The organism is Methylobacterium sp. CM6257 (genome assembly GCF_054611515.1).
This window is the reverse complement of record NZ_CM137735.1, coordinates 3656819-3671071: the sequence shown is the minus strand read 5'-3', so window position 1 is coordinate 3671071 and position 14253 is coordinate 3656819. Positions and strand designations below refer to the sequence as shown.

Below are 14253 nucleotides of genomic sequence, written 5' to 3'. Positions count from 1 at the left end.
GATTTCAGAGGAGACCCGGCATGATGTCGATCCCCGAACCGCGCGCGGACGCTCCGTGCGACCTGCGCCTCCGCGACGCCACGACCGCCGAAGGCCGCCGGGCGACCATCGACATCCGCGGAGATTGCGTGACGGCCCTGTGGGATCCGGCCGCCCCGCTGCCGCCCGCCGGCCGCACGGTCGACCTCGGCGGCGCCCTGGTGCTGCCGGGCCTCTCGGACGGGCACGTCCATCTCGATAAGTGCCTGCTCGGCCTGGACTGGCGCCCGCACCGCGCCAAAGGATCCGTGCGCGCGACCATCGACGATGAGAAGGCGTTCCGCCGGGCGACGCGGATCCCACTGGCCGAGCAGGGTGCGGAGGCGCTCCTCGAACGCATGCTCCGCGGCGGCACGACGAGCCTGCGGACCCATGTCGACATCGACGACGTCACGCGGCTCGATCACCTCGCCCAGATCCTCGACCTGCGGGCGCGCTGGTCCGACCGGCTGCAGATCCAGATCGTCGCCTTCCCGCAGAGCGGGATCCTGGGCTGCCTGCCGGTCGCGGGCGACCTGGACGAGGCCCTGCGGATGGGCGCGGATCTCGTCGGCGGCCTCGATCCCGTCGGCATCGACGGCGACCGCGACGGCCCCCTCGCCATCGTCTTCGCCCTGGCCGAGCGTCACGGTCGCGGCATCGACATTCATCTCCACGACGGCGGCGCGGCCGGCCTCGCCACGATCGAGGCGATCGCGGCCCGCACAGAGGCGGCCGGGCTCGGCGGGCAGGTCACGATCAGCCACGCCTTCGCCCTCGCGGAGGCCGACGACCTGCAGCTCGGCCGGATCGCGGAAGGCCTGAACCGGGTCGGCGTCGCGATCCTCAGCAGCGTGCCGGGTGGGCGCCGGTGCCCGCCGATCCCGCGATTGCGGGAGCTCGGCGTTTCGGTCTGCTTCGGCACCGACAACGTCCGCGACTGCTGGAATCCCGCCACGGTCACCGGCATGGTCGACCGCGCCCAGCTCGCCGCCTACCGGTTCGATCTGCGCACCGACGCGGATCTCGCGGCGCTCCTCGAGCCGATCACCGCCGTCCCGGCGCAGGTGCTCGGCCTCGGTCCGGGCGTGGTGGCGGCCGGCGCGCGGGCCGACCTGATCGCCTTCAACGCCGGCAGCGTGCCGCAGGTCATCGTGGAGCGCCAGGAGCCCGTGCTCGTCATCGCTCAAGGTGCCGTCGCGGTCGACCGCCGCACCGGAGCCGCCGGCGGCCCGCCGCCATGAACGACCGCGCCCTCCGCTACCTCCTCGCCGTCGTGCGCGCAGGCTCGGTCCGGGCGGCCGCCGAGGTCCTGAACGTCGCCGCCTCGGCGGTGAGCCGGCAGATCATCGAGCTGGAGGCGCAGGTCGGCGAGACCCTGCTCGAGCGCCTGCCCCGGGGCGTGGTCCCCACCGAGGCCGGCCGGCTGGTCGCCGAGCACGCGCAGCGGCAGGCCGACGAGGCGGCCCTGCTGGAGGACCAGCTGAAGCGCCTGCGCGGCGTGCAGCGGGGCACGATCAGCCTGCGCTGCGGCGCCGGCTTCCTGATCGACCTCCTCGACAACGCGCTGGCCGGCTTCACGCAGGACCATCCGGGCATCGCCTATCAGGTTGAGATCGGCACCACCGACGGCATCCTCGCGGCGATCGCCCGGGGGGATGCGGATATCGGCCTCGTCTACAACCCGCCCGCGCATCCGGATGTCCGCGGCGTCGTCTCCGCCGGGCAGCCGCTGCTCGCCATTCTGCCGAAGGGGCACCCCCTCGCCGACGGGGCGGTGCCGGTTCCCCTGCGCAGCTTCGCCACCGAGCCGGCCGCCCTCCTGCCGCCCGACCATGGGGTCCGCCAGCTCATCGGCCGCGTCGAGGCGGATGGCGGCTTCCGGCTGGTGCCGCGGCTGGAGACGGCGTCCTTCGAGATGCACCGCCGCTTCGTGATGGCGGCCATGGGCGTCGCCTTCCTGCCCCGGTTCGTGGTCGCGGCCGAGCTGCGCGACGGTCTCCTCGAGGCGGTGCCGCTGCGCGACGCCATCCTGTCCGAGGCGAGCGCCCATCTCGTCATCCGCGCCGGACGGCGGCTCCCCGAGGGCGCGGCGCGGCTGCTCGGTTGGCTGGCCAACCACATGGTGGCGTTCCGGCCGCCGTCGGCCTGATGCGAGCGTGCTGGATTTCCGCACGTATTGTGCAGAAATCGGCTGTTGTCGCAACACTCGTTTACCGGAACTATCGTGCCGTATCGTGAGGACGGATCGGCATGACCATCGCAACGGTAGGGGTCGTCGGGCTCGGCAATATGGGTCTGGGCATGGCCGCGACCCTGGCCCGCAAGGGCTTCGCGGTCCTGGGCCACGACATCGATCCGGCCCGGCGCCCCGCAGCCGAGGCGGCCGGCGTGACCACCCTCGACGCCCTTAACGACGTGCTCCGCCGGGCCGACACCCTTGTCTTCTCGCTGCCGTTGGCGCGGGACGTGGAGGCGGTTGTCACCGCGGAGGGCGGCCTGCTTTCCCGGAATGACCGGAAAGTGGTCGTGGTGGACACCTCGACCTCGGATCCCGGCACGACCCGGCGCCTCGCCGAGCGCTTGGCCGCCGCAGGGCACGCGCTCCTCGACGCGCCGGTGAGCGGCGGTCCGTCCGGCGCCGCCGAGGGCACCCTGACCATGATGGTCGGCGGGGCGGACGCGGATTACGAGCTGGCCCGCCCGGTCTTGGAGGCCATGTCGACCCGCGCGCCGCATGTCGGTCCGTCGGGGGCCGGCAACATCGTCAAGCTCGTCAACAACCTGCTGGTGGCGGCGCATCTCGTGACCACCGGCGAGGCGTTGCGGCTGTCCGAGGCGGCCGGCCTCTCGGCCGAGGAGGCGGTCAAGGTCGTCAACACCGCCACCGGCCGCAGCGCGATCAGCGAGGTCATGGTCCCGCGCTGGGTCCAGTCCGGCACGTTCGACAGCGGCTTCTCCGCCGGCCTGATGCGCAAGGACGTGCGCCTCGCCCTGGAACTCGCCGCCGAATGCGGGATCGACCTGCCGCTCTCCGCCGAGGTGAAGCGGATCTGGCAGGCCACGCAGCCCGCCATCCCCGACACGGCCGACTTCACCCGCATGGCCGATTACCGCGATCGCAAGGGAGTTCACTGATGCCCGGGATGCTGCACTCGCCCGCCGCCGACCGGGTCGCCGCCCTCCTGGCCGACCTCCTGCCAGGCGGCCGTATCGGCAGCGTCGTGGCCGGCGAGGTTCTGGACGGGACCGGCACCGCCCTCGATCTGGTCAACCCCGCCGATGGCGGCGTGCTGGCGCGCTTCGCCGATGCCGGGCCGTCGGTCGTCGAGGCCGCTATGGCGGCGGCGCGGGACGCCCAGCGCGCGTGGTGGGGCATGAGCGCCGCCGCCCGCGGCCGGGCAATGTGGGCGGTGGCCGCCCTGGTGCGGCAGCACGCTGCGGCGCTGGCCGAGTTGGAGACCCTCTCGGCCGGCAAGCCGATCCGCGACACGCGCGGCGAGGTCGCCAAGGTCGCCGAGATGTTCGAGTACTACGCCGGCTGGTGCGACAAGCTCCACGGCGACGTCATCCCGGTCCCGACCTCACACCTGAACTATACGCGCCACGAGCCCTTCGGCACCGTGGTGCAGATCACCCCCTGGAACGCCCCGATCTTCACCGCGGGCTGGCAGATCGCGCCGGCCATCTGTGCCGGAAACGCCGTGGTGCTGAAGCCCTCCGAGCTGACGCCGCTGACGTCGCTCGCCCTCGGCCTGCTCTGCGACAGCGCCGAGGGGATGCCGCGGGGCCTTGTCTCGGTGCTGGCCGGCGCCGGCCCGACCACCGGCGCCGCCGCGGTGGCCCATCCCGAGACCCGGCTCGTCGTGTTCGTCGGCTCGGCCGAGGCCGGCGCGCAGATCGCCGCCGCGGCGGCCCGCAACATCGTGCCGAGCGTGCTCGAACTCGGCGGCAAGTCGGCCAACATCGTGTTCGCCGACGCCGATCTCGACCGGGCGCTGATCGGCGCCCAGGCCGCCATCTTCGGCGGCGCCGGCCAGAGCTGCGTGGCGGGCTCCCGGCTGCTCGTGCACCGCTCAATCCACGCGTCGTTCGTCGAGCGCCTGTCCCACGCCGCCGCGCGCATCCCGGTGGGCGCGCCGACCGACCCGGCAACCCAGATCGGACCGATCAACAACCGGCGCCAGCGCGACAAGATCGCCGACATGGTCGAGGCCGCCGCGGGCGCCGGTGCGACCATCGCGGCGGGTGGGGCTTGCCCTGCCGACCTGCGGGACACGGGCGGCTTCTACTTCGGCCCGACGATCGTCGACGGCGTGGCGCCGGACGCGGCGATCGCCCGCGAGGAGGTGTTCGGCCCGGTCCTGGCGGTCCTGCCGTTCGACAGCGAGGCGGAGGCGGTCGCGCTGGCCAACGGCACGCCCTACGGCCTCGCCGGCGCGGTCTGGACCGGCGATGTCGGGCGCGGCCACCGGGTCGCGGCGGCGCTGCGGGCCGGAACGGTCTGGGTCAACGGCTACAAGACCATCAACGTGGCCTCGCCCTTCGGCGGCTTCGGCCGCTCGGGCTTCGGCCGCTCCTCCGGCCGCGAGGCGCTGATGGCCTACACGCAGACCAAGAGCGTCTGGGTCGAGACCGCCGCCGAGCCGGCCGTGACCTTCGGCTACGTGGGCTAGGCCCTACGCCGCGCGGACCAACCGAGAGGATCAGCCGACATGCCGGCGATCAAGACCGGCAGGCGGAGCAACAGGCAGCCCTCGCGGGGGCAGGGAGGATGACGATGGCGGGCGAACTCTCTGCGGCGGATGCGCGGCCGGTCGCGCCGCCCGTCTCGGGCGGCGGCAAGCTGACGCTGTTCCTCCTCGCCCTCGTCATCGTCGTCCTCGCGGAGGCGATCGGCAACGTCAGCATCCCGGTAGGCGCGGGCAAGATCGTGCTGCTTCCGCTGCTCTGGGCCCTGCTCCTCGGCGGGGCTCTGGGGCTGATGAGTCCGCGCTTCCCCGCGCCGCTGCGGCTGACCGGCACCATGCAGAACGCGGCCGGCGCCTATCTCCAGCCGGCGCTGCTGATCTTCATCGCCAAGCTCGGCCTGCTCGTCGGCGGCTCGCTGCCGAAGATCCTCGCCTCGGGCTGGGCCCTGGCCTTTCAGGAATTCGGCCATTTCTTCGGGACGATGGTGTTCGGCCTGCCGGTCGCGCTCCTGCTCGGCATCAAGCGCGAGGCGATCGGCGCGACCTTCTCGGTCGGCCGCGAGCCCAGCCTCGCCATCATCGGCGAGCGCTACGGCATGGATTCGCCGGAGGGCCGCGGTGTGCTGGCCGAGTACCTGACCGGCACGGTGTTCGGCGCGGTGTTCATCGCCCTGCTGGCCGGGCTGATCACCAGCCTGGGGATCTTCAACCCGCTGGCGCTGGCGATGGGGGCTGGCGTCGGCTCCGGCAGCATGATGGCCGCCGCCTCGGGGGCGATCGCGGCCCAGCAGACGCCCGAGGTCGCCAAGGACGTCGCCACCTTCGCGGCGGCGAGCAACCTCGTCACCACGACGATCGGCACGTACTTCACCCTGTTCCTGTCGCTGCCCTTCACGATCTGGGCCTACGGCAAGCTGGAGCCGATCCTCGGCCGCAACCGGCCCGACACCGCCCGCCCGGCGGTTGAAGACCATCAGGCGGCGGCGCCGGCCCATCAAGAGGCGCGGATCGGCCTCGCCGAGACTGTCCTCGCCTGGTTCCTGATCGGTGCCTACGGGCTCATCGGCAACTGGCTGACCTACGGCGTCGTTCCCGACGCGAGCGTCGTGGCCGGGATGGCGATCATCATCGGGACCGTGCTGGCCGGCTGGGGCCTCTACCTGCTCCTCGGCCGGCGCCTGCCCGCGGTGCTGTGGGTCTCGATCATCGGCATGGCCCTGACCTATCCCGGCACGCCCTACGCGGCGGAGATCGCCGCCCTGACCGGCAAGCTCAACTTCCTGGCGCTGGCCACGCCGATCCTGACCTTCGCGGGGCTCTCGGTCGCCAAGGACGTTCCCGCCTTCCGCCGCCTCGGCTGGCGGATCGTCGTGGTCTCGTTCCTGGCCAATGCCGGAACGTTCCTCGGCGCGGTCCTGATCGCGCAGTTCTTCATGCACGCGCCGCCGGGGTGAACCGGCGCGCCGGTCGGCGTAGGATCGGGCGGGGGATCGAGGCGCTCTGGCAGCCTCTGGTGTTGGTGAGAGATCGCATGGGCATCGAGGCGGAAACCGTGGAGCGGATGGTCGCGTGGCGGCGCGACCTGCACGCCCATCCCGAGCTGGCCTTCCAGGAGGTCCGCACCGCGGAACTCGTCGCCCGGGAACTGGCCGCCTGCGGCCTGTCCGTGAACACCGGGCTCGGGCGCACCGGCGTGGTCGGGACCCTGAGCCGCGGCGACGGCCCGACCATCGGCCTGAGGGCCGATATGGATGCCCTGCCGATCCAGGAGGCCACGGGCGTCGCCTACGCGTCCCGGGCGCCCGGTGTGATGCATGCCTGCGGCCATGACGGCCACGTGGCGATGCTGCTCGGCGCGGCGCGGCACCTCGCGGCGCGCATCGACCTGAGCGGGACGGTGCACTTCATCTTCCAGCCGGCTGAGGAGTGCGAGGGCGGCGGGCGCGCCATGGTCGAGGACGGCCTGTTCCGGCTATTCCCGTGCGACTCGGTCTACGGCCTACACAACTGGCCGGGCCTGCCGGTCGGGACCTTCGCGACCCGGGTGGGCGCCATCATGGCCTCCCTCGACACGTTCGAGATCACGGTCACCGGGTTCGGCACCCATGCGGCCATGCCGGAGCGCGGCACCGACACCCTGGTGGTCACCTCAGAGATTGTCCTAGCCCTCCAGACCGTCGTGAGCCGCCGGATCGCCGCTACGGAGCCGGCCGTGCTCAGCGTCACGCAGATCCACGGTGGCGACGCCTACAACGTGATCCCAGACCGCGCGGTCATCCGCGGGACCGTCCGCTGCCTGAACGAGGCCGTGCGTGCGCGCATCGCGGAACTTGTCGAGACCATCGCCCGGGGCACCGCCGCCACGCATAGGGCCGAGGCGGAGGTCTCGTATCGGTTCGGATACCCGGCCACCATCAACACCGGCGATGCCGTCGGGATCGCGCTCGACGCCGCGGCGGCGGTCCCCGCGATCACGGCGCGGCACGGTGATGTCATGCCCTCCATGGCGTCGGAAGATTTCGCCTACATGCTCGCGGCTTGCTCGGGGGCCTATGCCTGGATCGGGACAGACGGGGCCGAGCGCAGCGCTCCGCTTCACAATCCGGCCTACGATTTCAATGACGATATCCTGTCAATTGGAGCGGCCTATTGGGCCTCCGTAGTTACGCGCGTGCTAAGATCTCAGTGACCGACCCTCTAAAATCTCGATCAACCCTTTCGACGATCGTCGCGTGGTATTGCTTGAGCGACGGCGGCCTCCTGATTCGTCGAGCCATGACGGCTATCAATCGGTGCTGGCCGAGAGCGGACCTTCGGCCTGCCGAACGCGGAGTGCGCGCGTGGTTCGATCCAGACCCGGATGTCTCTGCTGCTGTGTCCGCTCTCGGGGATGCTGCTAAGGTCAGTCGAACGGCGGCAATGGGCGCAAAGCCGAACGTCCGGTTCTGCGCGCGCTGACGGGCCGGTGTGACGTAGTCTGGCCGAAGAACGAACCCGCTGCGCGGGAGGGTGCGGGTGGTGAGGTCGCGGTAGCGTCCGGGCCGTCGCGTCAGGGCATAGCCCCCTCATGGCCGTTCTGATCGACCTCGACGCGCCATAAGCCCAAACCGACGGCCTGGCACGGGGCCAGACCAAAAGCCTTCCCGCTCGCAGCCCCAACCGTCGCCATCGGGCCGAAACGACCAATCCCCACAACTGAGTGCCTCGGTCCCCGCGGGTTTCTTCTTCGGAGACTTTCGTACGCCTCACGGCGCCCGAAACTCTTCACGAAAACAGAATGGCTGCTTCGGAGAAGGTCCGCCTGGAAAGCTGACAGGCTCGTAGCGGGACAATCTCGCCGGGAAATAGGGTTTTTGAGAAATCTAAAAGCCGCCACGCTCAACTCGCCGCGTGTCAACTCGGAGCAGCGGTGGCCTGCCTTGGCCGCTTGGCCGGCGGCGCTCGCTCGACCGCCTGCGCCGGCCAAGCTACTTGTGCACGGCATACCCTGCACTGCCTTTGATGCCGGACCACCGCGAGAGGGCAGATCAGGAGGTCCGTGGCAAATCTGCTCGGGCAACGCTGCACATATCTCGATCGCAGTTACTTGTGCACGGCATACCCTGCACTGCCTTTGATGCCGGACCACCGCGAGAGGGCAGATCAGGAGGTCCGTGGCAAATCTGCTCGGGCAACGCTGCACATATCTCGATCGCAGTCAGATCCGACATATGGGACGCAGAGGCTTGACGTTAGTTCAACGTCTGAACCAGCGCGAAGCGTCGCTCGATTCCGATAGCTTGGAGAAATGCCTCGTCGTGGCTCACAACCAGAAGGGCACCGTCATAGGCGGCAAGCCCCGCCTCGACTGCTTCGACCGAGTCGATGTCGAGATGGTTTGTCGGTTCGTCCAGGATAAGCAGGGGCGGTGGGGTCTGACCGCCCAGTACACAGGCGAGGCCAGCGCGCAGGATCTGCCCACCGCTCAAGCAACGCACGGGCTGCAGTGCGGCATTCGCCCGAAATTGGAACCGAGCGAGCGCTGTGCGGCAGGCGTTCTCGCCGTCACGCGGATTGAGCCGCCGGAAGTTGTCCAGGATCGTCGTGCGTTGGTCGAGCAGAGCGACCCGTTGGTCCAGCATCGCAGCAGGGACATGCAGGGCGACTGCACCAGATGACGGCTTCAGCGTCCCCATAAGAAGGCGCAGGAGCGTCGACTTGCCCGATCCGTTCGGCCCAACGACAGCTACGCGCTCCGGCCCGACGATCTCCAGTGACGTGTCCCGAAGGACGGGCGCATCGGGTGAATAGCCGGCGGTCACCCGCGCCACCGTGAGCACCCGCCGGTTGGCCGCCAGGCCGGTTGGCCCGAGTGCCACGCGAAAATGCCGTAGCGCTTCGACTCCTTCGCGCGCAACCGCGGCAACGGTGTTGGCCTCGACCAGTCGGCGTTCGGCGAGACGGGCTTGGACGCCTCCGGTCACCTCGCTGCGGTTCTTTTGTGCGCCGAGCAGAATGCGGGGCCCGCCGCCTCTGGAGGCGTCGCGCGCGCCGACGCTATCCTTCCGGGCCTTGCGCTCGGTAGCGACCTGTGCCGCACGGGCAGCAGCGGCGAGTTTCTTCTCGGCATCGGCTCGGTCGTGCTCGGCGGCTGCGAGCTGCAGATCCTTTTGCGCGCGGTACGCGCTCCAGCCACCCCCGTAGCGGCTTATGCCCGATCTCGTGAGTTCCACGATCGAGTCCATACCCTCCAGGAGCGTGCGATCATGACTGACCACGAGGGCGCCGCCGCGCCAATCAGCGAGCAATTCCGCCACCGCGTCCCGGCCCTCCCGGTCGAGATCGTTCGTGGGTTCATCGAGCAACAGGAAGTCCGGCTGAGTGAAGATCAGGGCGGCGAGTGCTGCGCGGGTGCGCTGGCCGCCCGACAGGCTGGCGAGCGGCGCATCCGGTGCGATAGCCAAGCCGAGCCGGGCGAACGCAGCCTCAAGCCGCGCATCCAGCGTCCAATCCGCGTGAGCCAGATCATCCGCGTCGGCTTCGCCACGCTCTGCGCGACGCAACAGCGCGAGATCCTCCCGAACGCCGAACAGATCGGCGATGCATTCAGACGCGTCGACATGGACGATCTGGCGCATGACGCCTAAGCGGCCGCGCACCAAGACCGACCCAGCACCCGGTTGGAGATCGCCAGCGATCAAGCGGAGTAGCGTCGACTTTCCCGCACCATTGCGTCCGACCAGTCCGGCGCGCTCGATGCCGAAAGCAAGGTCGAGGTCGGAGAAAAGCGAGTGGCCGTCCGGTGTAGACCAGGACAGGCGCGAAAGCGTGATGAGCGCGGACATGGATCTGTTCCCGAAACAGGCTTGGATGAAAAGCAGGTTCGGGCAGAGATCACATGACGAGACGGCACTCTGATAAGATGCTGTCTGCTAGACCCACAGTCCTCAGGGCGCAAGGCGCCCGGCGATATCACAGTCATTGCCGGGGCTGTGTGGTTTCTCTGCACCGGATTGTCTCAACGCGCGTAGCGCGTGAAGACGTAGTCACGGTCTTTCACACGCGCTTCGTGACACGCGAAGCAGGTTTGGTGCTGCGCTTCGTCGGCCGGCTTGCCGTCGACGAAGCGCCCAAACCCCCAACCACCCGAGGCCGAGTAGCGCTTCGGGTCTTTCACCATCACCTGCACGGTGGTCGCCGTCCCCGGCACGGTGGCCGGCTCGAACTCGGGCGAGGGCACTTGCTTCCAGGCCAGCTTCACCAAAACCGTCCCATCAGGGAACGGTAGCGTGCCGCACGTGTAGGCGTCGAACGCCACCGCGTTTCCCAGGACGGCCCGCAACTCGTTGAGTGGTTCGCCCTCCGAGGCTGGGGCGATGAGGTGCCACGTGCGATAGCCGTCCGGAACCGTGACGCCATAGATCGGTGAGGTCGGCTTTCCGACGTCCTGGGCGGTACCGGCTGCCACAAGGGCAAGGCCGGCGGTGAGGAAGGCTGCCGCCGCCAGCGGTCGCCGGTGCATGCGGGGATCAGAGGCCATCCGCGTCGATCACCGCCTGCGCGAAGGCCTGCGGCGCTTCCTGCGGGAGATTGTGACCGATGCCGCCGGTGATCAGGCGGTGCGCATAGCGCCCGGTAAACTTCCTGGCGTAGGTCTCGGGCTGCGGATGCGGGGCGCCATTCGCGTCCCCTTCCAGGGTGATGGTCGGCACGCGAATGTCCGGCGCTTGCGCCAACTGGTTCTCCAGGGCATCGTACTGCCGTTCCCCTTCGGCAAGGCCGATCCGCCACCGGTAATTGTGGATGACGATGCTGACGTGATCCGGATTGTCGAGAGCCTGTGCGCTCCGCTCGAAGGTCGCGTCGTCGAAGCGCCACCCCGGTGAGGCGGTCTGCCAGATCAGTCGGGCGAAATCCTTCCGATACGCCTCGTAGCCGGCCCGTCCCCGGCTGGTGGCGAAGTAGAATTGATACCACCAGGACAACTCGGCCTTCGGCGGCAGCGGCTTCTTGCCGGCCTCCTGATTGCCGATCAGGTAGCCGCTCACCGAGACCAGCGCCTTGCACCGCTCCGGCCAGAGCGCCGCGACGATGTCGGCCGTCCGCGCTCCCCAGTCGAAGCCGCCGAGAACGGCCCGGGCGATCCCGAGGGCGTCCATCAAGGCGATGACATCGACGGCCAGCGCGGCCTGCTCACCGTTACGGACCGCATCATTTGCCAAGAAGCGTGTTGTGCCGTAGCCGCGGAGATGGGGGACGATCACCCGGTACCCGGCTCCGGTGAGGATCGGGACGACCTCCGCGAAAGCGTGCATGTCGTAGGGCCAGCCGTGCAGCAGGATGACCGCCGGCCCGTCGGCTGGACCGGCCTCGACATACCCGACGTTGAGCACGCCGGCATCGATCTGCTTCAGCGTGCCGGGCATTGAACCGGTCCGCGCGACGGTCGCGGTGTCCCCGCGTGCAACACCGACTAGCCCGACTTCGGCGACTGCGACGGTCGCCATAGCGGCCCCGAGAATTCGGCGGCGGCTCCAAGCGTGGGTATCGGGATGGATGTCCCTGGGCATGAGCAGCTCTCTCAGTTGCCAGCTTCGATGCTTCGTAGACTGCCCTAAGCCGCGGTGGCGCGCTTTGAGACGGCATAAGCGCGGTCTTGAGAGCATCATGATTTATGCGGGAGACCACGCGTGCTAAGCCATCGCGCGCTGCCGCGGACGCCTCGTGATCTACCGGTTCGGACCCTTCACCCTTGATGCTACCCGGCGCGAGCTGAGCACGAACGGTGCCCTGGTCGCCGTCGAGCCTCAGGTCTTCGACGTTCTCAAGTTCCTGATCGAGGCGCGCGATCGGGTGGTCAGCCGCGACGACCTGCTGGAGGCAGTCTGGCACGGCCGCATCGTCTCCGAGGCGACGCTCGGCAGCCGCCTGAACGCGGCGCGCGCGGCGATCGGCGATACCGGGGCAGAGCAGCGTTTCATCCGTACGCTCCCGCGCAAGGGCGTGCGCTTCGTGGGAAGCGTGGAGGAGATTGACGCTGTACCGCCGTCTGAGGCGCCGCCCGTGTCCAGGACCTCCTGGCGCACGATGCCCCGACTTCCGGGCGTGGTCGTCCTGCCTCTGGCTAGCATGAGCGCAGATCCGGAACAGGATTACTTCGCCGACGGGATGACGGAGGAGATCACCACCGCTTTGTCCCGCATCAGCGGGCTGTTCGTGATCGCCCGCAACTCTGCCTTCACATACAAGGGAAGGGCCATCGACGTGCGCCAGGTCGGGCAGGAGCTCGGCGTGGGGTACATCGTCGAAGGGAGCGTGCGTCGGTCCGGGGAGCGGCTTCGCATCACGGCTCAACTCATCGATGCCGCCTCAGGCGCCCATCTCTGGGCCGATCGCTTCGATGGCGAATGGCACGACGTCTTCGCTTTCCAGGAGCGCGTCGCTGCCAGCATCGCCGCAGCAATCGAGCCGACCCTTCAGCTTGCGGAAGTCACGCGACTCGGGCGCGCGGGCGCTTCCCGCCTCGACGCCTACGATCTGTTGCTGCGGGCCAATGCTCGCCTCGCAGACTTCACTGCCGCTGGCATGGAGGACGCGGGTGGTTTGCTCGCCCGGGCCCTCGCGCTCGATCCGAGTTACGCGCCCGCGATGGCCGCGATGGCCTACTGCCGCGCTCAGTGCCACTTCCAGGGGTGGATCGAACAAAGCGATGCGCAACGTGAGGCGGCCGTGAGCTTTGCTTGGCGCGCGGTCGAACTTGCGCCCAACGACCCGCAGGTGCTCTGGATGGCGGCCTTCGCGATCTGGAACATGGCGCAGACCGGACGTGAACGGGTCCGGGAGCTCTTCGGCCGCTCGCTGCTCCTCAATCCGAACTCCGCGATGGCGCTAACACTCGCGGGCTGGATCGAGATCATGTGTGGCGACACGGCCGGAGGCCGCGCCATGGTGGAGCGTGCACAGCAGCTCAACCCGCGTGATCCGCGCGGCTGGCTGATGTCGGGTGTCATGGCAGTCGCTGCGGTGAGCGAGGAGACCTATGCCGAGGCGATCCGATGGGCGGAGCGCGCGCTGGCGCAAAACCGGCACTTTGCTGTGGCACTTCGCGCGCTTGCGGTCGCCCATATCGGGTGCGGCCGACGTGATCTGGCCCAACGGGCCGTCGCTGAGTTGCTCGACATTGAGCCGACCCTCACGGTCTCGGGCTTCTTTGCACGTATCCCCTTCCCGCAAGGGAGCATGGCTCGACGCTATGCGGAGTCTCTGGTCGCCGCGGGATTGCCGTCTTAAGACAAACTCCAGCCTTCGATGAAATGGCGGCTCTGTGAGCCGCCGGTTTTACTCTCGCAGCAAAATGGCGGCGGACATTTCTTGCAAATCAGGCTAACGGTTCGGGCGAATCCTGAATATGCCTAATATATTTCACATCCCAGTATGACAATCCCGCTACGTTAGAAGTCGATATCGGCCGCAAGACGCCGGTCGGTTTCAGAAAAAGTCCTCCGAAAAGGCGGGCGGACCTCTGGCGACTCTTCTCCGGCCTTCGCGATGTCCGCGTGAGCGGATCAGCTAGCGGCCGACAAAGCCGATCGTGGGGTTCACTGCCAGTTCAGCGTACTCCCGGCGCTCAGTGCTGACGTGGGATATAAGGCAGGCAGGAGGAGTAAAATGACAGGACGGTTTGTCGGTCGAGGAACGCTGCACCGAGGCTAGCATCGCGTGACTTCAGCGTTCAAACTGAAGAAGCGGACCTTCGTCACGGCTCAACGAGTCGTCTCTAAGCGACTTGAGGCGGAGGGTGGGAACGTCCGCTTGCGTGCAGTTCGGTTCATCTGCCTCGAATGACCGGGTATGGCCGTTTGCGGCCAGTCTGCTTCGGGGCGGAAGCTATGGGAAAGCGGACCTTGGCGCTGCCGCTGGCGGAGGTCCGGATGGGGTGGCAACCGGACCTTGGCCCTCCGCCTCGAAGCGGTCGTTGGCACCGCCGGAGTTCCGGAGGCAGTGCGCCCTTGTCGGACGTTCATGTGCGCCGACAATTGGTGTTGAAGCGGACGTTAGCCGAGCC

General features: G+C 68.8%; 10 protein-coding genes. 7 read left to right on the top strand and 3 right to left on the bottom strand.

What is annotated here, in order from left to right:
* The first annotated feature begins 20 nt into the window (after positions 1–20).
* The 6 genes from ACYCO6_RS18030 (at position 21) to ACYCO6_RS18005 (ending at position 7398) form a co-directional block, all read left to right on the top strand.
* On the top strand, positions 21–1262 hold the full coding sequence (locus ACYCO6_RS18030; RefSeq protein ID WP_459761857.1) for an amidohydrolase family protein: 1242 nt from the start codon (positions 21–23) through the stop codon (positions 1260–1262).
* On the top strand, positions 1259–2170 hold the full coding sequence (locus ACYCO6_RS18025; protein WP_459761855.1) for a LysR family transcriptional regulator: 912 nt from the start codon (positions 1259–1261) through the stop codon (positions 2168–2170). Before ACYCO6_RS18030 ends, ACYCO6_RS18025 begins: the two co-directional genes overlap by 4 nt.
* 101 nt (positions 2171–2271) lie before the next feature.
* Positions 2272–3156: an NAD(P)-dependent oxidoreductase gene (locus ACYCO6_RS18020; protein ID WP_459761853.1), complete on the top strand. Its 885-nt coding sequence runs from the start codon at positions 2272–2274 to the stop codon at positions 3154–3156.
* Entirely contained in the window at positions 3156–4694 is a 1539-nt protein-coding gene (locus ACYCO6_RS18015) for an aldehyde dehydrogenase family protein (RefSeq protein ID WP_459761851.1), read from the top strand. Before ACYCO6_RS18020 ends, ACYCO6_RS18015 begins: the two co-directional genes overlap by 1 nt.
* A gap of 104 nt (positions 4695–4798) precedes the next feature.
* Positions 4799–6163 carry a DUF3100 domain-containing protein gene (locus ACYCO6_RS18010; RefSeq protein ID WP_459761849.1) on the top strand — a complete coding sequence of 455 codons (1365 nt, stop codon included), beginning with the start codon at positions 4799–4801 and terminating at the stop codon, positions 6161–6163.
* 77 nt (positions 6164–6240) lie between these two features.
* The gene (locus ACYCO6_RS18005; RefSeq protein WP_459761847.1) at positions 6241–7398 is read left to right on the top strand and encodes a M20 aminoacylase family protein; all 1158 of its coding nucleotides are present in this window, start codon (positions 6241–6243) and stop codon (positions 7396–7398) included.
* A gap of 1042 nt (positions 7399–8440) precedes the next feature.
* Here the strand turns inward: ACYCO6_RS18005 and ACYCO6_RS18000 are convergent.
* The 3 genes from ACYCO6_RS18000 to ACYCO6_RS17990 form a co-directional block, all read right to left on the bottom strand.
* Complete coding sequence (locus tag ACYCO6_RS18000; protein ID WP_459761845.1) at positions 8441–10033, bottom strand: ABC-F family ATP-binding cassette domain-containing protein; 1593 nt, start codon at positions 10031–10033, stop codon at positions 8441–8443.
* A gap of 173 nt (positions 10034–10206) precedes the next feature.
* Positions 10207–10710 carry a cytochrome P460 family protein gene (locus tag ACYCO6_RS17995; protein WP_459773378.1) on the bottom strand — a complete coding sequence of 168 codons (504 nt, stop codon included), beginning with the start codon at positions 10708–10710 and terminating at the stop codon, positions 10207–10209.
* 7 nt (positions 10711–10717) lie between these two features.
* Positions 10718–11758 carry an alpha/beta fold hydrolase gene (locus ACYCO6_RS17990; protein ID WP_459773376.1) on the bottom strand — a complete coding sequence of 347 codons (1041 nt, stop codon included), beginning with the start codon at positions 11756–11758 and terminating at the stop codon, positions 10718–10720.
* Positions 11759–11912: 154 nt separating this feature from the next.
* Here ACYCO6_RS17990 and ACYCO6_RS17985 point away from each other — a divergent pair, with 154 nt between their 5' ends.
* Positions 11913–13478: a winged helix-turn-helix domain-containing protein gene (locus ACYCO6_RS17985; protein ID WP_459773374.1), complete on the top strand. Its 1566-nt coding sequence runs from the start codon at positions 11913–11915 to the stop codon at positions 13476–13478.
* Positions 13479–14253 lie beyond the last annotated feature (775 nt).

Bases quoted from the DNA above. Each gene is read 5' to 3' on its own strand.
- ACYCO6_RS18025 (WP_459761855.1), top strand. From the start codon at position 1,259: ATGAACGACCGCGCCCTCCGCTACCTCCTCGCCGTCGTGCGCGCAGGC.
- ACYCO6_RS18015 (WP_459761851.1), top strand. From the start codon at position 3,156: ATGCCCGGGATGCTGCACTCGCCCGCCGCCGACCGGGTCGCCGCCCTC.
- ACYCO6_RS18030 (WP_459761857.1), top strand. From the start codon at position 21: ATGATGTCGATCCCCGAACCGCGCGCGGACGCTCCGTGCGACCTGCGC.
- ACYCO6_RS18000 (WP_459761845.1), bottom strand. From the start codon at position 10,033: ATGTCCGCGCTCATCACGCTTTCGCGCCTGTCCTGGTCTACACCGGAC.
- ACYCO6_RS17995 (WP_459773378.1), bottom strand. From the start codon at position 10,710: ATGCACCGGCGACCGCTGGCGGCGGCAGCCTTCCTCACCGCCGGCCTT.
- ACYCO6_RS18020 (WP_459761853.1), top strand. From the start codon at position 2,272: ATGACCATCGCAACGGTAGGGGTCGTCGGGCTCGGCAATATGGGTCTG.
- ACYCO6_RS18005 (WP_459761847.1), top strand. From the start codon at position 6,241: ATGGGCATCGAGGCGGAAACCGTGGAGCGGATGGTCGCGTGGCGGCGC.
- ACYCO6_RS18010 (WP_459761849.1), top strand. From the start codon at position 4,799: ATGGCGGGCGAACTCTCTGCGGCGGATGCGCGGCCGGTCGCGCCGCCC.
- ACYCO6_RS17990 (WP_459773376.1), bottom strand. From the start codon at position 11,758: ATGCCCAGGGACATCCATCCCGATACCCACGCTTGGAGCCGCCGCCGA.